The sequence below is a fragment of the Clostridium kluyveri genome, assembly GCF_001902295.1.
In the GTDB taxonomy this organism is placed as follows: domain Bacteria; phylum Bacillota; class Clostridia; order Clostridiales; family Clostridiaceae; genus Clostridium_B; species Clostridium_B kluyveri_B.
Genome location: NZ_CP018335.1, coordinates 75,446 through 95,103 on the forward strand (window position 1 = coordinate 75,446; position 19,658 = coordinate 95,103).

Consider the following 19,658-nt stretch of genomic DNA (forward strand, 5'->3'; position numbering starts at 1 on the left):
CTTTTTACACTAATATTTAAATTTCAAATATACTCTTTTTACGTAAAAAAGAAATAGGTGATGGATATGAAGATAAGAGACATTATAGAAGAAAAGCTTAATCAGGATAAAAAACTAAATAAAGATAAATTAAGGAGAGGCGAATACCTCTCCTTTTCTGATATAGAAAAATTAATGCGGCATGAGTGTTACAGGAGGGTTAAGGGTGCTGTTAGGAGGATGAGGTAGTAATGGAAATAATACAGGGAATTATAGAAATAATTGACACTAGATGGATGAAGTGATATACTTACTAAGTTACGCAAACGTAATTACTTAGAAAATCGTGTGGAATAAAAGTTTCTGCATAATGAGGATGAAATCATGAATATGGTCTTTATGCTTGTGGTTGTAGGGCATGTAAAATATAAATGCAACTACCATTAAATTTTTAGATATCTATTAATTTAGATATCTATATTTTTATATAGAAATAAATCTTATAAGTTGATACATCCTATTATATGGTAAGAGGTGATTTACTTGGGACGTAGAAATAATAAAGGGAAGAATAAAGAATTAACTGATTTTAGTTATTTACTTAATAAAGATGAAAAGAAGAATGATAATAATAAAATAGAAAAGGGCGATAAAAAGGACGATTAATTTCGTTCTTTTCTTATGTCCAAAACAAAACGAATAGGCAGGTGGTGACAATGTAGAGATGGCAGATAAGGAAACCGTAAGAAAAGAGTATGAAACTGGAAAGTATACTTTTAAGCAGCTGGCAAATAAATTTAATATAAGCCAGGGAACTATAAAAAGTTGGGCTAAGAGGGATAAAGATAATGGACAACCATGGAAAAAGGTTGCAACCAAAACAAAAAACCAAAACAAAAAGGTTGCAACCAAAAAAGAAGTTGCAGAGAAAGAAAAAGAGCCTGTTTTTGAGGAAGTTGAGGAGGTATTAAATAACCCTGAACTTACCGATAAACAAAGGCTTTTTTGTATTTATTACTCCAAACGATTTAATGCCACCAAGGCCTATCAGAAAGCATATGGATGTGATTATATAACTGCTAATACCAATGGACCTCGGTTGCTTGTAAATGCTTGTATAAAAGAAGAAGTACAAAAATTAAAACAAGGGAAACTTAACAGGGCAATGCTAAGTCCAGATGATATATTTCAGAAGTATTTAGATATAGCTTTTAGTAATGTGACCGACTATATTTCATTTGGACAAAAAACTATGACTATGAGAGATAAGAAAACAGGAGAGCCTTTATTGGATAATGAAGGCAATAAAATAGAATATCAATACAGCTATGTTGACTTTAAAGAATCCGACCAGGTAGATGGCTCCTTAATAAGTGAAGTTAAGCAGGGCAAGGATGGCGTAAGTATAAAACTCCATGATGCAATGAAAGCCCTTGACTGGCTGTCAAAGCATATGGATATGGCAACAGAAGAACAGAGGTTGAGAATGGAAAAACTTAGGGCTGAGATTGAGAAGGCTAAAGGTGATGGTGAACATGATGAAGCTAAGACATGGGCTGATAAAGTTCAAGAAATAGCATCAAAGAGGCGTGGCCAAGATGGATAATGGACTTATAACTCTACTTGATAATTATTGGGATAATCCTGTATGGTTCGCTGAGGATATGCTTAAATTCCATGCTGACAAATGGCAGTCTGACGTACTTATGGCACTGGCCGGCAATCCAAAAGTAAGTGTAAGGTCAGGACAAGGAGTAGGAAAAACAGGACTTGAGAGTATAGCTGTTACCTGGTATTTATGTACAAGACCATTCCCAAAAGTTATAGCTACAGCACCTACAAGACAACAGTTGTATGATGTGCTTTGGGCAGAAATATCAAAGTGGCTATCTGGAAGTATGGTTGATAGATTACTCCAGTGGACCAAAACAAAAGTATATATGAAAGGTTATGAGGAAAGATGGTGGGCTACTGCAAGAACTGCTGTAAAACCTGAAAACATGCAGGGATTTCATGAGGATTATATGCTCTTTGTTGTTGATGAAGCTTCTGGTGTTTCTGATCCAATTATGGAAGCTATACTTGGTACTCTTTCAGGATATGAAAATAAACTTCTCATGTGTGGAAACCCTACTAGAACCAGTGGAACATTTTACGACAGCCATAACAGAGACAGGGATTTATACAGGACTTTTAAAGTATCATCCTTAGATAGCCCTAGAACCTCTCAGGATAACATTGAAATGCTTAAAAGAAAGTATCTTGAAGATTCTGATGTGTACAGAGTCAGGGTGCTTGGAGAATTTCCAAAGGGTGAATCTGATGCACTTATTCCACTTGAATATGCTGAAACTGCTACAAGTACAAAGGTGAGTATAAAAGACTGTTTTACTTTTAACCTAGGAGCCGATATTGCCAGGTTTGGTAATGATAATACTGTTTTGGCTCCACGAATAGGGAACAGGGTATTTCAACTAAAGGAATATAGCAAGAAAGATACTATGGAAACCAGTGGGAACATATTGAGAACTGTAGATAATTTTAAGAATGAATACCACCAGATTAATAAAGTTAGAATTAAGATTGATGATGATGGATTAGGTGGAGGAGTAACTGATAGGCTAAATGAAGTTATAAGACAAGAAAGGCTTGGTTATGAGGTTATTCCTATTAAAAATGGTGCAAAGGCAGATGATGATGAACATTATTCAGATAAATCTGCAGAGATGTGGGGAAATATGAGAGATATTCTTGAAGAGAATTTTACTAATTTTGTACAAGGAAGAACTCCTACTATAGAGCTTCCTAACAATGAGAAATTAATTAAGCAGCTGTCAAATAGAAAATACAAGATTGACTCAAAAGGCAGGATAGATCTTGAACAAAAGGAGCAGATGAAAAAGAGGATAGGAGAATCTCCTGACTGTGCAGATGCAGTAATATATTCATTCGCTGAAAATGGCAATAGTGATTTATCTTTGTTGAAAGGGGTGAGAATATGGGGTTAAAGTCTTTTATTAAAAGTGTAAAATTGAAACTGCTGAATCCGAAGGGTGAGCAGATGCGTATATCTGGTGGAGCTGCTACATCAACATATCAATTGGATAGTTCACAGGTGGATTATGAACTTGCAAGGCAATTATATCAGAATAATAATGACGACTATAAATTGGGTGCTCCTTTTGTAAGACCTATAATAAATTCCACTGTAGGTTTTATGGGGGTGCCTCATTTTGATTGTGAAGATGATGCAGCTCAAGAAATACTGGATAGTTTTGCACTTGATAATACATCTAATATGCTTAAGACCCATACTGATGCCTTGAAGCTTGGGGATAGTTACGTATGGATTACAAGGGAAGAGGCTGTAAATCCACTATACCCCGATAAACCTAATAGATTGGTTTATAATTTTATCCCTCCAGAGCAAATTAAGGATATATTACTTGATCCAACTACCGGAGAACCAACCGCATATATTTTAAAAAGCCACCAGGAATGGCAGGATATAGAGAGCAATAAATTTAAATGTGATATTAATCAAGCCATAACAGCAACGGAGAGGACGATACAAATAACAGGAGATACTCCAGAAGGAATACAAGCAGGTACAATACCTAATCCTTGGGGTTTTGTCCCTATAATCCATTTTAAAAATGAACCTGATGAAACACTAAAGTATGGGCAGAGTGATATTGAGCCTATAGAACCGTTACTAAAAGCCTATCATGATGTTATGCTCCATGCATTAAAAGGAAGTAAGATGCACAGTACACCTAAGCTGAAATTGAAACTTAAAGATGTAAAAAAATTTCTTGCTAATAACTTTGGTATAGAAGATCCGGAAAAGTTTTCAAAAGATGGTGGAAAAATAAACTTAAATGGTAATGAAGTTTTATTTATGACAAGTGATGAAGATGCAAGTTTTGTAGAGGTTAATAGTGCCACAGGTGATGCAAAGGTACTCTTAAGCCTCTTATTTTATTGTATTGTTGATGTTAGTGAAGTCCCTGAATTTGTATTTGGGGTACATACTCCAAGTGCTCTTGCCAGTGTAAAAGAGCAGATGCCTATAATGGCCAATAAGATAAGGCGTAAAAGAGAACAATTCACAGAGCAATGGCGTATGCTTGCAAGAATGGTACTTATAATGTTTGCTCAATCTACGGGTGGTAGTTTTGCAAGTTATGATGTTACCTTAGGATGGGATGAAGTCACTCCTAAGGATAATAAGGAAAGTGCTGAAACTCTTAACTATATTGCAACTGCACTTGAAACTGCACTTACAGGAGGATTTATTTCTGTTGAGTCTGCTGCTAATTTCCTTTCAGGATATGTTGATACCATGAGTGATTACATATCTAGTGATGAGGGGATAGTTGGAGAGAGAGAAAAGATTATTAAAGACAAGATGCTTAATTTCAGGATGCAGGATTCAGGCGGCCTTGAGGATGAAAAGAAAAAACTTGATGTTGAGATAAATAATTCAAGTACTCAGGAGGGTACTGTAGATGAGTAAGGAAATAGACGAGCTTAAAAAGATAGCAGGCGATTACAAGACATGGGCACTTAAAGCTAGAAGTAAGTATATAGACCTGAGACTTAACAATGAAACTGAAATAAGAGCATTGTATGTAAGACTTGTCCATGATATATCTAATGAGCTTAAAAAAGAAGGTACCTCTAAGATTAGGAGAAGACAACTGGAAACTCTCATTACTGCTCTTAAGAAACAGCAGGATAAACTGGAAGGCCAGCTCACTATGAATCTTGAAAAATATATCAAGGCAAATGCAGAAGCAGCTACAAAATATGCAAAGGCGATAGATATTAAAGTAGTTCAGGAAGCTGGAGTATCTAAGGTATCTACATCCAAGGTTAGGGAACTGTATTTCAGTTCCAACCAAAGAGCTATTGAAGCATGTTGGGCAAGGTTACATAAGGGATTATATCTTTCAGACAGGATATGGACAAAGTCAAAGAGATACAGGGAGAATATAACTGAGATAATCCAGAGTGCAGTAGCCGAGGGGCAAGATTGTGTAAAGACTGCCAGGATGCTTGAGAAGTATGTGAGAACTGGCAAAAAAACATTGGCAAAGCAATATCCTAACATGATGAAAAGAATGGGAAACAGGGTACCAGAGGATATATGTTATGAATCTCTAAGACTTGCAAGAACTGAAATGACTGCTGCATATGGCGAGGCTACAATTCAAAGTGCTATGGTAAGTCCTTCATGCAGTGGAGTAAAGTTTATATTATCAGGTTCTCACCCTAAGTATGATATATGTGACCATATATGCGGTATTGATGATTATGGACTTGGAATTGGTTGTTATCCAGTTGATAAAGCTCCTGCATATCCTTTTCACCCGAATTGCCTTTGCGTAACACTTACAATAAATGAAAACCCCAGTGATTTTGTTGACAGGCTTAAAAGGTGGAATAAGAATCCAGGAAGTGAACCGGGACTTGAGCAGTGGTATCAGAATATTTATAAGAAATCTTCTATGTATATTGATGATATTAGCAAAATACCTTATAATGGTATTAAGAGAGTAGATAGCAAAGGTAAGATTCCGGCAGAAACTACACCTAATTCTGTTATAGATAAATTAGGTAAAGATGGCAAAGTTAATAATAGAACTATATATGATAATGAAGGTAAAATGAAAACACAAATAAATCCAACCAATCATGGAAATCCCAAGATGCACCCATATGGTAAAAATGGAGAACATGCGCATGATATCATCTGGGAGAATGGTAAGATAGTCGGAAGACATGCGAGAGAATTAACCGAAAAGGAAAGAAAAATTCACAAAGATATATTGGAGTGATGTTTATGAATGCACAATCAATTAAAGATTTAATATTGTCACTAACACAGGATATAGAGTTTAGTTATAATAATGTGAATGGTTCAATTATTCCATTAAGTCATGACAATATTTCAATGTCGTATGGTGACGTTAATAAAGGTTACAATGACGTAGATATACTGTTAACAGATCCATTCTTTAATGGGAAATCTCTAAGTGAGATTATTAAAGAAATAGAAATTATTTAGGGAGCACTTACTAAGTAAAAAATAGTGAGTGCTTTTATTGTGCTTAAAATTAAGGGAGGGATTGTGTTGAATATACCTGGTAAAATTAAAATTGGTGGCATGATTTTTTCAGTAGCTTTAATTGATAATCTTATGAGAAATGGTTCAAGTTCGGGAAGAAGCTGTGGGAATTCACAAGAAATACAGATAGATAAAAGTGCATCACGTCAGTATAAGGAAACTACATTTATACATGAGGTTCTTCACCAAATTAATTTTGTTTACAATATTGGTTTAGAGCATAAACAAATTTATGATTTAGAAGCAGGAATTTATGCTTTTATCAAGGATAATCCAAGTGTATTCAATGAGAAATTGACTCAGAGTAATATATGCGCTGATGTAAAAATAGATGATGATGTCTTTGTAGATGATTTAGTCGATAAAGCTATTAATAAATTTGCTGCAGAGTTTAGGAAGACACTTCAAGATATGAAAAGATAGGAGGGAAAAGAATGCATCATTACATTACAAAGTATGAGTAAAATGGAAAAAGATATGCGGAGGCTTGGATACAAATTAATATATTTAATTTATGTCTATGTACGTGGAAAAAGAAAATAGAGATATAAAAATAGGTAGGTGGTAATAATGTTTCTATACAAACCTATAGGAGAGATAGATAATGAAGTTTATGGAGAAATAGATCCCATAAATGCAAGCATATCACAAATTAAACCGGGTACTATTTCAGCAGCTCCTGGAGTAGATGTGGATTTAATGAAATCAATGGACAAAGATCCTCTGGAAGTAGTTGTTGAAATACCTGCTGCTAAAAGTAAAAGGGGCTGGAACTATAAACCCGAAGCCCTGCAGGATATAGTAAACTATGTAAATCAAAATACATTAAGTGGCTTTTTAGGGCATCAGAAACCAGAAAACTTATCTAATGAATTCAAGACCCCTGTAACACATTGGGTAGGGGCAGAGATGAAAGACAATAAGGCGTATTTTAGGGGGATAGTTGATGCATCTGCTCCTGACCTTAAGAGATGGATAAGAACCAAAAGAATTAAGGAGGTCAGTATATTTGGTTATCCAAAAATAAAGAGGGACAATAAAAATATAAATGTAGTTGGATACAATCCTTTGAGTATTGATTGGACACCACTTCATAGGCCAGGTATGCCCACAAATATAGTAGGTATGGAGATGGATAATTTAAATGCGAAAGGAGAGCAGCTTGATGGTACCTTTGAACAACTTAAACAGGAGTTAAAGGAATCTGTTAAAAGTGTTTTAAACGTAAAAGATGGTCAAGACTATGTGTGGGTTAGAAATATCAGATATGATAATAATACTGTTATAGTAGAGCATGAGCAAAGGGATCAACCTACAAAACTTTACAGCATACCATTTTCAATAGACAAAGATAATAAAATAGCCCTTGGAGATAAGACGGAAGTTATGGAAAAAAGGATATATGAACCTGTAACTTCGAGTGAAATGGATAATAAAGGAGGAAATTTAAACATGGAATTTAAAGAGATTATGGCGAATTTAAATGGATTATTACAGACTGGAAAAGTTACCTATTCCCAGGTACTTGGGGAGATGGGCCTTACAAAAGAAAAGATAGCCGGAGAAATGGCAGATGTTAAAAGTGCTGTTGATGCTGAAAGTTTACTTGATAAGATTAAAGACAATCTTAAAATAACTGGTGAGATGGATATAGTAAATACTATTAAGAAGGAAAATGAGACGCTTGAAAAAGTAAAAGAAGCTTTAGGGGTTACTGGAGAAATGGATATAGTAGATGCAGCTAAAAAAGCCCATGAAGCTATAGAAAATTCTAAAAAAGCAGAGTTTCAAAAGACTATTGATGATGTTGTCAAAGAAAAAGTTGCAGGTGAAATGGCTCAGAACCTGGTAAAAAAGATGCTAAAGGTTGAAGATGGAGCTACAAAGGAAGTTATATCAGGTGAGATTGATAATATACTAAAAGATGATTTTGTAAAGAGCTTTATATCTGGTGAACATATTGACATGGCACCGGGGATAGGCACTTCAACTGACAATAAAACCGAAACATCAGGTATATTAAAAACAAGAAGGATATCAATATAAGGAAGGTGAGTATAAATGGCATTTACAGGACAACCTACACCAAGTACGATAATAAATATATCAAGTGGAAAAATTAGTGATGGTAAATCGGTCAGACTTACAGCCACTGAGGAAGTTGCACAGGGGAACTTTTATCAGATAGGAGGATTCTTCGGACTTGCCAACCAAGATGCAGCAGTGGGAGAAGAAGTGGTACTTGCGATTGAACAGGCAGAGTATGAAACAAACCAGATAAAGACTGATGAGGAGTTTGCAGTGGGTACATTAATTTACTTTGATGCTGCTAGTAAAGTTTTAACTGAAACTGCTGGTACCAATAAAAAAGTTGGGATTATATCGGCTGCCAAAGACAGCAATAATGTAATATGGTTCATATTAGGACCACAAGTATAAGGAGGCTTATAAAACATGGTAAAAATTTATAGTATAGATTCTTTAAGGGAAGCAAAAAAAACACAGACTATAGATACTGTAATACCTTTTAAATTAAATGGGAAAGAGTATTCAGCACCTAAAAAGATAGTCAATGGTGAGATGGAAACTTATGTTCTCACAAAACCTATAGGGGAAATGCTAAGAAGTAACAGCTTGGCACAATATAAGGATTTGTTAAAAAAAGTGGTACTTGACGTTGAACTTGGACGTGAGCAGGTACCACTTTTATATTCTCCTATTTATGATTTGCTTTCAGATCCAACTATGCCTAAACTTATAGATGCAAAATGGGCTTTAACCGGAACAGTAGTATTTACAGAACACATGGAAGGGGAAGAAGTTAAATTTGGTTCTCTGCAGGTTGAATATGGGCCAACTGCAAGACTTTTAACTTACACAGCTGGTTTTGAATATACAAAAGAGATGAAGGATTTTAATGATAATTTCTCTGTGGATATACTGAACAGGTCTATGGGTGAAGCATATAATGCTCTTCTTAACCACATATATCTTTCTCCGATAATCAACTATACTTACAAGACAGCTAATAAAACTCCATATCAGGGGTCAACTGATGAGGACGTGTGGGTAAGGTACTATAAAACATTGACCCAGGCTATAATTGATTGTAACAAGGCTAAAAGACCAGGCACTGTTTTACTTGCATCCAGTATGAATAAAGATAATATTGAAATGGCTCTTAAAGGTGGATACCAGATAAACGGTACTACTTATCCTGCTGTTAGTGGAATAAGCTCAATAATTTATTATGACGGATGGTCTACTCAAGTTGGAAGAAAGAGCTATTCATATCCAGGAGTAGCTGATGGAAAGTGTTACCTGATAAGACCTAAGAGAGGATTCAAGGAACTTTTAAAACAGGATCTTCAAATAGAATCACATGCAGGAGATCTTTCAAGATTAGTGGAACAGCAAATTGTAGGATATGCTTACAGAGGTTGTTATGCTGCATTAGATGAAAATGTACAGGAAATAACTTTAGGATAGGGTTCATTGCTTTTAAATGGGCTCTATTTTCATGGAGGTGATATTGTGACACCCACTGATAGTTTAAGAACAAAATTAAGAATGGTACTAAATGATAGGGACAGCAAGACGTTCACTGATGATGAACTAGATTCTCTAATATCTGATGCTGATTGTATATATTGTGCTGCCAGTGAAGGATGGATGATGAAAGCTACTATGCAGGAGAGTAATGTAGATAATCCTAATGTATATCAGGTAGGGCAGGAAAGGTATCAATATTCAACTGTGACTGATATTGCAAATCTATGTTATAAAAATGCAGAGACATATAAAGCTAAATGCGCTGGAAGGTCAAGCTTTATGATTGGTGCAGATGTGGAGGTAAATTTATGATTACAGCAGAGAGAAGGAAAAGGGATATAAACTGGAGTATAGCTCAGAATCCTACAGAAATATCTTTTACTAAGGTTGGTAAAAAGCCCGTAAACGGACATTTTGAAGAAGTAACAGAGGATGTAATTCTAACAGTGAGGATATTTCCACAGAAAACTTATGACAGCAGCATAACAGTTTCTTCAGGTACAATAGGTACGTCTTATAAAAATACAGCTTATGGAATGCTTGCTGACAGTGAGGCAGATTTGAACGTAGATAGTAAAACTTCCATAGAATTTAACTGTCCTTATGGCCACATGAAAGTAAAAAATGTATACCCTCAGATTATAAAAGGGGAGATATGTGGTTATGATTGCGGCTTGGAGAAGGTGATGTAATGGCTTTTAGCGATAACGTACTAAATTTTATAAATAGAAAAAATGCTATGATGTATTCTTTCTGTGACAATTGGGCAAGGGAATTAGAAAACCAGGCTAAAGTAAATGCTCCGTGGAAAGATAGATCAGCACATGCAAGGCAGTCACTTCATGGAGATGTGAAAGTTGAAAATAAAGAATATACTATTTCTTTAAGTCATGGAGTGGAATATGGGGGAGTGCTTGAAGGGGGTTCAAAACCACATATAATAAGGCCAAAGAATAAGAAAGCCCTATATTGGAAAGATGCAGATCACCCTGTTAAACTTGTACATCACCCAGGTACCAAGAAATATGCAACAGTAGGTCCTACTATGGAAAAGAATAAATATAAAATCAAGGATACTGCAATTAAATTATGGGAGGATTGATTAGATGAGTGATGAAAAAAGAATACAAGCACCAAATCATGATGAAAGGTTCCCTGACGTTGAAATAATTTCAGATGGTACGTCAGAACAGTGTAAAATTTTTATAGATGGCGTTGATTATACAAAGAAAATATTTATAAAAAGTGTAAAGGCAAATATTGAAGTTGAAAAAGTGCATACAGTTGCTGTAGAATTTTATGCAGATAATGTAAATATAAAAACTAAAGCAAAGGTAGAAAAACAATGCGTGACGGAATAAGGGAGAAGTTGCTAGATAGTATTCCAGCACTTAAAGAGTGTTATGAGCCTACTGTTCCTGATAAATCCACAGAAAAGCCTTATGCGGTAATACTTCAAGGGTCTGATGATAAGCAGAACAATCCTACATCCTATAACAGAGGTATACAAATATGGTTGTACGATAAAAGACTTACGTTTAATACACTGGATAGTTTAATGGATAAGGTTATAGCAGCATTGGATTTACAGACCATAATTGAAGATACAGGAGAAAGTTATACATGCGTTTTTAATGGCACTGTAGGTGATGATTTTGCAGACGAAGAGTGGGATGCTATTACAAGAGGACTGAATTTTAATGTCATAGCTCTGCATGAAGAAAATGACTCTTATGTGGATGCATGGGCTGGTGCTGTGGCTGCTTATATAAATAATCTTATAAATATTCCGGCGTATCCTTCTGAGTATTGGATAAAAAATTTTGCAGCACCTTCTGTATTATGTAGGATAATTAAAAGTAATTTATCTCCTGCGACACTTGGAGCTAACAGGGTTATGAAGACTATAAGATGCCATTTTGTAAGTAAAGATAAAAGTATGGCCAATAAATTAATTGATACTGTAGAGAATCAATTAATTCAGGACACAAAGATACCTTTAGATATAGAAGATAGAAGGTATTTGACCATAAGCAGCATAAGAGAAGACAGAGAAGCAGATCCATTTACAGTGGGTCAACTTAGTGTGGATTTTTTTAGATTAGAAAATATTAAGAGAAAAAATATTCCTGTCATGAATAAAATTCAAGGCAGAGGTTCAATGAAGGAGTGATAATATGGCAGATACTGAAGTTAAAAATAACGATACTGAGAAGGAAACTGTAAATTCAACTGTAAGCTCAGATACTAAGACTTCATCAATTAGTAGCAAAGATTTAACACCGGTTATATCTGTAAATAATGTTATAGAGGATAGAAGATCGACAATACCATCAACTACGATTAATATAAATATACCTCGTCAGGAAATTAAATATTCGGTTGAGGAGTTAATTAAAAACAGTAAAGCACTTACAGGCCATAAAAGAGAAGTGGCAGTGGGTGCTTTATTTGATTGCCAAGAAAAAGAATTAACTAAAGATGATTTTAAAAAGGCAATAGAGGTATTTCTAAAAAGGAAGGTGAAATAAATGGCAGGGACATGGAGTGAAACAAATAAACAAACCATACCAGGTTTTTATAACAGGTTCAAATGGATGGCTGAAAACAGGCTGACACAAGGCACTAAGGGAGTTGTGGCTATGCCTGTAAAGTCTGATTGGGGTCCTATGGGAAAAGTTACTTCTGTAAGTGCAGAACCTGAATTAAAAAAGGCGTTTGGAAACAACAGTACTTTGAGTGCCTATAAACTTGGAAAATTAGTTCTTTTGGGGCAGCCTTCAGAACTTTTTTTATACAGGATGGGTGATGGAGAAGAGAAGGTTGCAAGTATTACGCTAAAAGATACTGCGGGAACTCCGACAGATGTTATAAAACTTGAGACTTTATATTCTACAACTAGGAACTTTAATGTTTCAGTAAAGCCTGATATTGCAGATGAAACCTTAACAGATGTAACTTTATATGAAGGAACTGGACAGTTATATACATTCAAGGTATCTGGAACAATACAGGAAATGGTTGAATCAATAAATAACAATGAAGAGAATCTGTGGCTTAAAGCTACTAAAATTGCAGATGGCAACGATACTTTGGCAAGCATAGTAAACCAACCACTGGAAGGTGGAAGTAATGGAACTGAAAATATAACAAATGAAAACTATGTGGATGCTATGGCAGCTTTTGAACAATACAAGATAAATGTATTTACATTGGATGGTATAGCAGATACTGCTCTCCAGACAACTGTACAGGCATGGATAGACAGAAATAAAGCTGTAGGCTATGACGTTATAGGTTGCTTCGGTGGTTTGTCAAGTACATCTATTGATGCTGCGAATACACAATCAAAGGCATTTAATAATGAATGCGTAGTAAATGTAGGTAATGGAGGTATTTATGAGGGCATAACTTATACTCCTGGTGAAAGCGCATGTTATGTAGCAGGAATAATTGCAGCCGCAACTATGAAGGAAAGTATCTGCAATAAAGAAACTATCTTTTCAGATGTATCCCCAAAACTAACCAGGGAACAGATAGAACAATGCTTAAATGCAGGTACTTTGATATTTGCAGGAGATGGTATTGCTACAAATGCCATAGTGGTTGATGATGTGAACACATTAAAATCCTATGGAGAAGACCAGAGCGAGTCTCTTGGCTACATTAGGGCTGTAAGATTCATGCACACAGTAAATGCAGATACGACTATTACAAAGAGAGACTATATAGGAAAAATTCCTAATGGGGATTTGGGGCAGAAAGTTGTTTTATCGGCTCTAAAACAGTATTTTGAAACATTGCAAGGTGATGGTGTAATAGGAGACTTTACTGTGGAGGTTGACGCTGACCTGCAGGCCAATGCAAAAGATGATGAGTTCTACTGGAAATGGGCTGCAGACTATATAAATGTAATGAAAAAGATATACGGAACTGGCTATATAAGTTAGGAATAGGAGGGATAAAATATGGATGATGTATTAGAACCAGGAAGACCGATACATGGGCGTTTTGGAGAAGTGTTAGTTGATGGTACCAAGCAAACCTATCTACAGGAATGTACAGCAGATGTGGAAATAGATGTTAAAGAACTTAATCTTTTGGGATCAGATTGGACTCAATATAAGGCAGGTACAAAAAAGGGCTCAGGCAATATGAAAGGATTTAAAGTAACCTCTGCCATGATAAAAAGAGGGTTTAAAAGGTTTGAAATAATAACTAAACTTGATGACCCGGAAGCCTATGGGTATGAATCCATAAGGTTAAAGAATTGCATGGCTACAAAGCTGCAGTTAGTAAATTTAAAAGCAGGGGACCTTGTAGAAGAGGAAACACCTTTCAATTTCATTGGTTTTGATCTTCTGGATGCAATAGAAGCTGAGTAGATAAAAAATAAGCAAGTTCAGGTATATATTAATATCCCTTGACACGCATAAACAACACGCTGGTGGCTAAATAAAATAGCTGAAGAAAATAAAATTAACTTTTCATAGGTATTACAATCAGCCATTAAAGAAAGGCTTAATATTAGAAATTAATAGTTAATAATTTTAAAAGAATCGCTTAAATGTGGTTCTTTTCTTATGTTTTAAAATAATTATTTAGGAGGAATTTAAGAAATGGATATAGAAAAAATGCAAAACATGAGTGAAGATGATGTTATAGATGCTCTTTTAGGTGAAATAGAGGTACCTACAAGGACAGTTGTTATACAGAGGCTTGGAATACCAATAAAATTAAAGGCTCTAACAGGCAAGCAGATAAGTAAAATAAGAAAGGACAATACACATTCAGAAAAGGTAAAAGGCTCTAAGCTTGAAAAAGATGTATTTGATGATGAAAATTTCAATGCGGAGACAATTGAAAAGGCTACAGTGTCACCTAATTGGAATAATGAGAAACTAAAAGCTGCATTAAAAGTCAGCAATGGAAAAGAAGTTATAAAAAGGCGATTACTTGCAGGAGAAATGGATGATTTAATAAACAAGATCTTTGATTTAAGTGGATATAATGATGAAGCTGAGGATATAGAAGAGATAAAAAACTCATTAGAACCAGATACAGACTCTATTTAATGAATTTCTTATGGGTAAGACATAACTTGAAATTTAGAGAATTTCGTAATATGTCTGAATACGAGCAAAAACTGTATCTGGCCAGTGCTGAACTTGAAATAGAAGCAGAAAATAAGCTTACAAAGAAGTAGTATAATTAAGGTTCTTTTAGGTGGAATATTGATACATGTATATCAAAAATACATTTTAATAGAAATTCCCCCATAAATCTTGTATTATGGAATAGGTTGGACAAAATATATACAATTTGTTACAATATTGTTGATAAAGTATGAATTAAGGGGGAGATTATGTTGAAAAAATTACTTTCTAAATTAGCAATAATGTCAATAGTAATTTTATCAGTTGGATTTGTGGGGTGTGCACCTAAAGGAGATCCTGCTCAAGTTTTGAATAGTTATTATGACAATATTAAAAATGGAGATGCAGAAGCAGCTTATGATACCTTGGCAGAGGCAAGTAAAAAGAATTTTCAAAAAGAAGATTTTATTAAATGGATTAAAACCCAAAGTGAAACTTATACTTTTAAAGGTGCAAAAGTAGATAAAGGTAATGAGTACAAAAATAAAAAATTAGATAACGTTACTTATGAAAATGCTGTTGAATTTAATGTAGCTGATAGTAGCCATGATAATTATAATAATAAGGATACGTCAGTAAATTATAAAAGATATGTTGTTAATGACAATGGTGAATGGAAAGTATATCGGGAAAAAGAAAACGGAAAAGATGTGTTAACAGATTCTATGAACGATTTAGCTTGGATGTATATTGAAGGGAAAGGAAAAGATAAAGACTTGAATCAAGGAGCAACAATCCTAAATGAAGCGATTAAAATATCTCCTAGTTATAATGAAAGTTATTATGCTTTATCATATGTTTATTCACATTTAGAAAGATATGATGAATCAATTAGTGCTGCAAATAAATATATAGAAAATACTAAAACTAATGAAGAAAAATCAAATGCATATAATATATTGGGGTTAGGCTATGAAGGTAAAAAAGATTATGAAAATGCCAAGAAGTATTTTAATCAAGCTATACAATTAGATTCTAACAATCAATATGCTAAGACTAATTTACAGCAATTAGAACAGTTGGAACAGCTAAGTAGTGTATTTGATTAAGAATATACAGTAATAGTAAGAAAAAGAATCACTCATGTGGTTCTTTTTTATATTGTTCAAAAATGATAAAAAACACCTTTTGGGGCGTTTTTTATTTTAGAGGTTATGGCATGTCGCGAGATATCCCCTCTAACCTTCCAGGAGAGAAGCATGACCGGGTATGTTCCGGTCGCTCCTGATTAAATAAATCTTGGGAGGAAAATTAAATGAAAGAATTAATAGATTTAGGGTTATTTACAAAGAGAGAAAAAGTATTAGTAAGCAGTAGAATTATTGCCGAAAATTTTGATAAAAGGCACGATCAGGTATTGAGAGATATTGAAAATATTATTAAGGGTCTCCACAAAATTGAGGAAACCCCTATAAGGAATTATTTTATAAAAAGTAGTTATTTGCATAAGCAAAATAATCAGAAATACCCAGAATATATTATGACACGTGATGGATTTAGCTTGCTTGTTATGGGATTTACAGGACAAAAAGCCTTACAGTGGAAATTAAAATATATAGAAGCTTTTAATAAAATGGAAGCCTTTATTAAAGAAAAGTTATCCAGTGAATGGCTCCAAACAAGAAAGAATGGAAAGCTTGTAAGAAGAAATGAGACAGATTCTTTAGATGAATTATTAAAATATGCAATTAATCAAGGTAGCAAAACATATGAAAAGAATCCAGATTTAATATTTACTAATTATTCAAGGTTGGTAAATACCCAAGTAGGTATTAAAAAAGGACAAAGAGAATATGCAACCAGAAAGGTATTAGACACTATAGCGTTTATAGAAGATATGATATTGAATACAGTAAGAGAAGAAATGGAAAATGGTACAGAATACCATGATATTTATGCTATATGCAAAGAAAGAGCAGAGCAAATAGTTAAATATGCTTACTTACCAATGCAGAGATTGATAGCTTAAAGGGATATGCAAAATACATATCCCTTTAAACAGTAGAAAGTTAGATGCTGATTGTTTTTTGTAAGCTTTTAAAAATATTATTTTCTAAGTCATCTTTTTTAATAACACCCTTTGTCAAGAAAGGCAAGCCTGAATGGCTATAAACTTTTTTACTTGAAGTATCTATAACCCATGAAATGCTCCATATTTTCTTCCAAAGGTGAAATATTTTAAATCGCCTTTGAAAGTTATTTATAAAATCTTTTGCCATATTCGAATCATGAAACACCCAAAAAATAATACCCGTTACACCTAATTTCGATAAACCTATTGTTGCAGCATGTTGTCTAAAGTTCAAAATTGCTTTGTCAAATTCCTCAAAAATACTTTTAAATTTATAATTCTCAATTGAATTTGAGTCTATAATTGTTGCTATTACAGGTTGAGATAGGATAAATTTGTAAAGGACAATATCTGCAAAAGAATAAATTTTGTAGATATCATTTTTAAAAGCCTCTTTTTTAAAAATAGGGTGTATTCTCATACTTATAGGTGAATGGGAAAAATGGCTTACAATTGGAGTGCTTATTTTAAGAGCTAATGCAAGTAAACTGTTGTCTTCTATTTGCTCTTTTGAAAAATTCTCTACGTCAAAATAAAAACCTTGTCGTAAAAATTCGGTTATTAATTTTGAATAGAAATCATCATGTTTCATAAATATAAAAAACCTCCAGTTCATTGAATATTTAAGTATGGTTATATGTGATGTTACCGTATAGCTTAAATAAAGTTATTTTTCATATAATTCCAATAAGTATAAAATTCTACAAAATTTAAAAATTTCCTGCTACTTTCTACAGAATTCAAAAATAACTGAAAGACAAATAAACCGCAGAATAGTATAAAAGTTACTCTGAGGTTAATAAGGGTATTCTAATTTAATTATAGAGTAAAACGTGGTTCTTTTTTAATAGAAAAACACACCCGTTTTAAAGGCGGGTGTGGGTATTAATCTTCTTTGATTTCATCAAGAACAAATTTAATATAACGCTGAATCCTTGAAATAAAGGTAGAATACTGTCCATTATCTAATTTTAGTAGAACGGATAAATCTATTTCACTGTAATCATTAAATATTCCATAATCAATGAGCGAAGAAATAAGAGACTTTCTTAATTCAATTAAATCATCTAGCAAGCTAGTATAATTAATAGTAATTTCAGCATTAGGGATATGTTCATTCTCAATATTTTTTAATAAATTGCAGTCAATATTTAATAAGCTAGAAATCTTTTTTAAGCTTATACCGTTTTTGATTCTGGCTTGTTTCAGTTCTGAAATTGCGTCTTCAAGAGTATTTTTATCCATGTAGAGTGTACTATAATTTTTTTCATCATTATATCTATGTAATTTATTATTTGATATTAATTCAGTTATAGTTGTTTCAAGGGCTTTAGCTATTTTATTTAAAATTTCTAGGTTAGGCTGTCTTTCGTCTCTTTCATATTGAGATATAGCTTGCTCTGATAAGCCAACTTTATTGCCAAGGTCTTTTTGGGTTAAATTTTTATGTTTTCTTAATTCACGTATTTTTGAACCTATTTGCAAAATAACACCTCCATTTACATTATAAACACATTGAGTAAAAAAACAAACAAATTGAATAAAATAGTTGACATTACTCAATATGAGTAGTAATATTTAAATATAAACTAAACAATATGAGTATTAAATAAACGAAAAGGGAGGGTTTAAATGTTAAAAATTAATTGTAATAAATTTTTATTGGCTCTTGCAAAGTCAGGAATGACAACCACAGAACTTAAAATTAAATCAGGGGTAGGTAGAAATACAATATCAAAAGTTATGAATAATGAAGCAAATGTTAGACCCACAATAGCAGGAAGACTGGCAAAAGCTTTAGATGTTGATGTAGAAGAAATTGTTTATATTAAGGAAAACTAAAACCAGCTTGTTACCGCAAATAACAAGCTGGTTGCCGAATAAGCTTTATAATACAATCGCTATATGTATTATAACTTATTCTGGCGATAAAATCAAAGGAGGATTATAATATATGAATAATTTAGTAAGATTTTTTCAGAATGACATATTTAATCTGGCCGTAAAGTTGGAAAATGGAGAATGGGTATTTGATGCCGAAAGAGTTGCTAGGTGCTTAGGAATTATAGGAGTTTCCACCAAAAGTGGTGGAAAAGAATATTCATGGATTAGATGGGAAAGAGTTAATGAATATTTAGGAGGTTTTCAACCACAATTGGGCGAAATTAAAAAAGGAGATTTTATTCCAGAACCGGCAGTATATAAACTAGCATTTAAGGCAAGTAATGAAATAGCAGAAAAGTTCCAAGATTGGCTTGCAATTGATGTATTACCACAGTTAAGAGAAACAGGTAAATATGAAGATAACAATGTAATAAACCTTGATGAAAAGTTAGAAAAACTAAAAATGGAGCAGTTACAGCTGGAATTTACTATGAACAGGCTGAAAGTAAGTAAGGCTAGTGAAGTTAAGATGATAAAAGATTTTAATATCTCACAAGGCTTAAGTGTTGCATATCTCCCTGAATATGTGGATGAAGAGATCGGAAGGTCTGCTACAGAATTATTGAAAAAGTTTAATTTGCCCCATACAATAAGAAAATTTAATAAAATTATGATAGAAAATAGGTTTATGGAAGAAAGAACCACAAAATCAACTAACAAACAGGGGTACAAAGGATATAAGGTATTAATTGGACAAGGATTGAAATATGGTAAAAATGTTATTTCTTCCAGAGGAACAGAAAAGGAAACCCAACCTCTGTATTTTGAAAGTTCATTCTTAGAACTTGTGGAGCTATTAAGTTCTTTACAGGGGGTAATGTGA

27 protein-coding genes are annotated in these 19,658 nt (G+C 33.6%); 25 read left to right on the top strand and 2 right to left on the bottom strand.

What is annotated here, in order from left to right:
• Nucleotides 1–66: 66 nt before the first annotated feature.
• The 23 genes from BS101_RS23150 (at nt 67) to BS101_RS00600 (ending at nt 16,789) form a co-directional block, all read left to right on the top strand.
• A complete protein-coding gene (locus BS101_RS23150) occupies nt 67–228 on the top strand; it encodes a hypothetical protein (RefSeq protein WP_198039542.1) in 162 nt (53 codons plus the stop codon).
• Between the two features lie 294 nt (nt 229–522).
• Nucleotides 523–645 carry a hypothetical protein gene (locus BS101_RS24135; protein ID WP_278335257.1) on the top strand — a complete coding sequence of 41 codons (123 nt, stop codon included), beginning with the start codon at nt 523–525 and terminating at the stop codon, nt 643–645.
• Nucleotides 646–703: 58 nt separating this feature from the next.
• Entirely contained in the window at nt 704–1,585 is an 882-nt protein-coding gene (locus BS101_RS00505; protein WP_073537071.1) for a DUF1804 family protein, read from the top strand.
• Nucleotides 1,578–2,987, top strand: a complete 1,410-nt coding sequence (locus tag BS101_RS00510) for a terminase B (RefSeq protein ID WP_073537072.1) — start codon at nt 1,578–1,580, stop codon at nt 2,985–2,987. Before BS101_RS00505 ends, BS101_RS00510 begins: the two co-directional genes overlap by 8 nt.
• Entirely contained in the window at nt 2,978–4,498 is a 1,521-nt protein-coding gene (locus BS101_RS00515; protein ID WP_073537073.1) for a phage portal protein, read from the top strand. Before BS101_RS00510 ends, BS101_RS00515 begins: the two co-directional genes overlap by 10 nt.
• Nucleotides 4,491–5,822: a hypothetical protein gene (locus tag BS101_RS00520; RefSeq protein WP_073537074.1), complete on the top strand. Its 1,332-nt coding sequence runs from the start codon at nt 4,491–4,493 to the stop codon at nt 5,820–5,822. The genes BS101_RS00515 and BS101_RS00520 overlap by 8 nt, the downstream gene beginning before the upstream one ends.
• Nucleotides 5,823–5,827: 5 nt before the next feature.
• On the top strand, nt 5,828–6,052 hold the full coding sequence (locus BS101_RS00525; protein WP_073537075.1) for a hypothetical protein: 225 nt from the start codon (nt 5,828–5,830) through the stop codon (nt 6,050–6,052).
• A 63-nt stretch (nt 6,053–6,115) separates the two neighbouring features.
• On the top strand, nt 6,116–6,535 hold the full coding sequence (locus BS101_RS00530; protein WP_242951456.1) for a hypothetical protein: 420 nt from the start codon (nt 6,116–6,118) through the stop codon (nt 6,533–6,535).
• Between the two features lie 147 nt (nt 6,536–6,682).
• Nucleotides 6,683–8,158, top strand: a complete 1,476-nt coding sequence (locus BS101_RS00535; RefSeq protein ID WP_073537077.1) for a hypothetical protein — start codon at nt 6,683–6,685, stop codon at nt 8,156–8,158.
• 15 nt (nt 8,159–8,173) lie between these two features.
• Nucleotides 8,174–8,551: a DUF2190 family protein gene (locus tag BS101_RS00540; RefSeq protein WP_073537078.1), complete on the top strand. Its 378-nt coding sequence runs from the start codon at nt 8,174–8,176 to the stop codon at nt 8,549–8,551.
• Between the two features lie 15 nt (nt 8,552–8,566).
• Nucleotides 8,567–9,601 carry a hypothetical protein gene (locus BS101_RS00545; RefSeq protein ID WP_073537079.1) on the top strand — a complete coding sequence of 345 codons (1,035 nt, stop codon included), beginning with the start codon at nt 8,567–8,569 and terminating at the stop codon, nt 9,599–9,601.
• A 45-nt stretch (nt 9,602–9,646) separates the two neighbouring features.
• On the top strand, nt 9,647–9,976 hold the full coding sequence (locus tag BS101_RS00550) for a hypothetical protein (RefSeq protein ID WP_073537080.1): 330 nt from the start codon (nt 9,647–9,649) through the stop codon (nt 9,974–9,976).
• Complete coding sequence (locus tag BS101_RS00555) at nt 9,973–10,356, top strand: hypothetical protein (RefSeq protein WP_073537081.1); 384 nt, start codon at nt 9,973–9,975, stop codon at nt 10,354–10,356. Before BS101_RS00550 ends, BS101_RS00555 begins: the two co-directional genes overlap by 4 nt.
• Entirely contained in the window at nt 10,356–10,766 is a 411-nt protein-coding gene (locus BS101_RS00560) for a hypothetical protein (RefSeq protein WP_198039543.1), read from the top strand. The genes BS101_RS00555 and BS101_RS00560 overlap by 1 nt, the downstream gene beginning before the upstream one ends.
• A 4-nt stretch (nt 10,767–10,770) precedes the next feature.
• Nucleotides 10,771–11,025: a hypothetical protein gene (locus tag BS101_RS00565; RefSeq protein ID WP_073537083.1), complete on the top strand. Its 255-nt coding sequence runs from the start codon at nt 10,771–10,773 to the stop codon at nt 11,023–11,025.
• A complete protein-coding gene (locus BS101_RS00570; RefSeq protein WP_073537084.1) occupies nt 11,010–11,837 on the top strand; it encodes a hypothetical protein in 828 nt (275 codons plus the stop codon). Before BS101_RS00565 ends, BS101_RS00570 begins: the two co-directional genes overlap by 16 nt.
• Nucleotides 11,838–11,841: 4 nt before the next feature.
• Entirely contained in the window at nt 11,842–12,195 is a 354-nt protein-coding gene (locus BS101_RS00575) for a hypothetical protein (protein WP_073537085.1), read from the top strand.
• The gene (locus BS101_RS00580; protein WP_073537086.1) at nt 12,196–13,614 is read left to right on the top strand and encodes a phage tail sheath family protein; all 1,419 of its coding nucleotides are present in this window, start codon (nt 12,196–12,198) and stop codon (nt 13,612–13,614) included.
• A gap of 18 nt (nt 13,615–13,632) precedes the next feature.
• Entirely contained in the window at nt 13,633–14,049 is a 417-nt protein-coding gene (locus BS101_RS00585; RefSeq protein WP_073537087.1) for a phage tail tube protein, read from the top strand.
• Nucleotides 14,050–14,283: 234 nt separating this feature from the next.
• On the top strand, nt 14,284–14,739 hold the full coding sequence (locus BS101_RS00590) for a phage tail assembly chaperone (RefSeq protein WP_073537088.1): 456 nt from the start codon (nt 14,284–14,286) through the stop codon (nt 14,737–14,739).
• Nucleotides 14,739–14,870 carry a hypothetical protein gene (locus BS101_RS24140; RefSeq protein ID WP_278335258.1) on the top strand — a complete coding sequence of 44 codons (132 nt, stop codon included), beginning with the start codon at nt 14,739–14,741 and terminating at the stop codon, nt 14,868–14,870. Before BS101_RS00590 ends, BS101_RS24140 begins: the two co-directional genes overlap by 1 nt.
• Before the next feature lie 159 nt (nt 14,871–15,029).
• Nucleotides 15,030–15,869, top strand: coding sequence for a tetratricopeptide repeat protein (locus tag BS101_RS00595; RefSeq protein WP_073537089.1), 840 nt, complete (start codon nt 15,030–15,032; stop codon nt 15,867–15,869).
• A gap of 206 nt (nt 15,870–16,075) precedes the next feature.
• Nucleotides 16,076–16,789 (top strand): Rha family transcriptional regulator, encoded by a 714-nt coding sequence (locus tag BS101_RS00600; RefSeq protein ID WP_073537090.1) that lies wholly within the window; start codon nt 16,076–16,078, stop codon nt 16,787–16,789.
• A gap of 40 nt (nt 16,790–16,829) precedes the next feature.
• Here BS101_RS00600 and BS101_RS00605 read toward each other — a convergent pair whose 3' ends face one another.
• Together BS101_RS00605 and BS101_RS00610 are read right to left on the bottom strand one after the other, a co-directional pair.
• A complete protein-coding gene (locus tag BS101_RS00605; protein ID WP_073537091.1) occupies nt 16,830–17,483 on the bottom strand; it encodes a hypothetical protein in 654 nt (217 codons plus the stop codon).
• 293 nt (nt 17,484–17,776) lie between these two features.
• Nucleotides 17,777–18,376 (bottom strand): helix-turn-helix transcriptional regulator, encoded by a 600-nt coding sequence (locus BS101_RS00610; RefSeq protein WP_073537092.1) that lies wholly within the window; start codon nt 18,374–18,376, stop codon nt 17,777–17,779.
• 147 nt (nt 18,377–18,523) lie between these two features.
• On the opposite strand from BS101_RS00610, the gene BS101_RS00615 reads away from it, so the two are divergent.
• Both BS101_RS00615 and BS101_RS00620 read left to right on the top strand, forming a co-directional pair.
• Nucleotides 18,524–18,733, top strand: a complete 210-nt coding sequence (locus tag BS101_RS00615; protein ID WP_073537093.1) for a helix-turn-helix domain-containing protein — start codon at nt 18,524–18,526, stop codon at nt 18,731–18,733.
• Nucleotides 18,734–18,845: 112 nt separating this feature from the next.
• The gene (locus BS101_RS00620; RefSeq protein WP_073537094.1) at nt 18,846–19,658 is read left to right on the top strand and encodes a BRO-N domain-containing protein; all 813 of its coding nucleotides are present in this window, start codon (nt 18,846–18,848) and stop codon (nt 19,656–19,658) included.

Bases quoted from the DNA above. Each gene is read 5' to 3' on its own strand.
- BS101_RS23150 (WP_198039542.1), top strand. From the start codon at position 67: ATGAAGATAAGAGACATTATAGAAGAAAAGCTTAATCAGGATAAAAAA.
- BS101_RS00505 (WP_073537071.1), top strand. From the start codon at position 704: ATGGCAGATAAGGAAACCGTAAGAAAAGAGTATGAAACTGGAAAGTAT.
- BS101_RS00510 (WP_073537072.1), top strand. From the start codon at position 1,578: ATGGATAATGGACTTATAACTCTACTTGATAATTATTGGGATAATCCT.
- BS101_RS00515 (WP_073537073.1), top strand. From the start codon at position 2,978: ATGGGGTTAAAGTCTTTTATTAAAAGTGTAAAATTGAAACTGCTGAAT.
- BS101_RS00520 (WP_073537074.1), top strand. From the start codon at position 4,491: ATGAGTAAGGAAATAGACGAGCTTAAAAAGATAGCAGGCGATTACAAG.
- BS101_RS00525 (WP_073537075.1), top strand. From the start codon at position 5,828: ATGAATGCACAATCAATTAAAGATTTAATATTGTCACTAACACAGGAT.
- BS101_RS00535 (WP_073537077.1), top strand. From the start codon at position 6,683: ATGTTTCTATACAAACCTATAGGAGAGATAGATAATGAAGTTTATGGA.
- BS101_RS00540 (WP_073537078.1), top strand. From the start codon at position 8,174: ATGGCATTTACAGGACAACCTACACCAAGTACGATAATAAATATATCA.
- BS101_RS00545 (WP_073537079.1), top strand. From the start codon at position 8,567: ATGGTAAAAATTTATAGTATAGATTCTTTAAGGGAAGCAAAAAAAACA.
- BS101_RS00555 (WP_073537081.1), top strand. From the start codon at position 9,973: ATGATTACAGCAGAGAGAAGGAAAAGGGATATAAACTGGAGTATAGCT.
- BS101_RS00560 (WP_198039543.1), top strand. From the start codon at position 10,356: ATGGCTTTTAGCGATAACGTACTAAATTTTATAAATAGAAAAAATGCT.
- BS101_RS00565 (WP_073537083.1), top strand. From the start codon at position 10,771: ATGAGTGATGAAAAAAGAATACAAGCACCAAATCATGATGAAAGGTTC.
- BS101_RS00570 (WP_073537084.1), top strand. From the start codon at position 11,010: ATGCGTGACGGAATAAGGGAGAAGTTGCTAGATAGTATTCCAGCACTT.
- BS101_RS00575 (WP_073537085.1), top strand. From the start codon at position 11,842: ATGGCAGATACTGAAGTTAAAAATAACGATACTGAGAAGGAAACTGTA.
- BS101_RS00580 (WP_073537086.1), top strand. From the start codon at position 12,196: ATGGCAGGGACATGGAGTGAAACAAATAAACAAACCATACCAGGTTTT.
- BS101_RS00585 (WP_073537087.1), top strand. From the start codon at position 13,633: ATGGATGATGTATTAGAACCAGGAAGACCGATACATGGGCGTTTTGGA.
- BS101_RS00590 (WP_073537088.1), top strand. From the start codon at position 14,284: ATGGATATAGAAAAAATGCAAAACATGAGTGAAGATGATGTTATAGAT.
- BS101_RS24140 (WP_278335258.1), top strand. From the start codon at position 14,739: ATGAATTTCTTATGGGTAAGACATAACTTGAAATTTAGAGAATTTCGT.
- BS101_RS00595 (WP_073537089.1), top strand. From the start codon at position 15,030: ATGTTGAAAAAATTACTTTCTAAATTAGCAATAATGTCAATAGTAATT.
- BS101_RS00600 (WP_073537090.1), top strand. From the start codon at position 16,076: ATGAAAGAATTAATAGATTTAGGGTTATTTACAAAGAGAGAAAAAGTA.
- BS101_RS00605 (WP_073537091.1), bottom strand. From the start codon at position 17,483: ATGAAACATGATGATTTCTATTCAAAATTAATAACCGAATTTTTACGA.
- BS101_RS00615 (WP_073537093.1), top strand. From the start codon at position 18,524: ATGTTAAAAATTAATTGTAATAAATTTTTATTGGCTCTTGCAAAGTCA.
- BS101_RS00620 (WP_073537094.1), top strand. From the start codon at position 18,846: ATGAATAATTTAGTAAGATTTTTTCAGAATGACATATTTAATCTGGCC.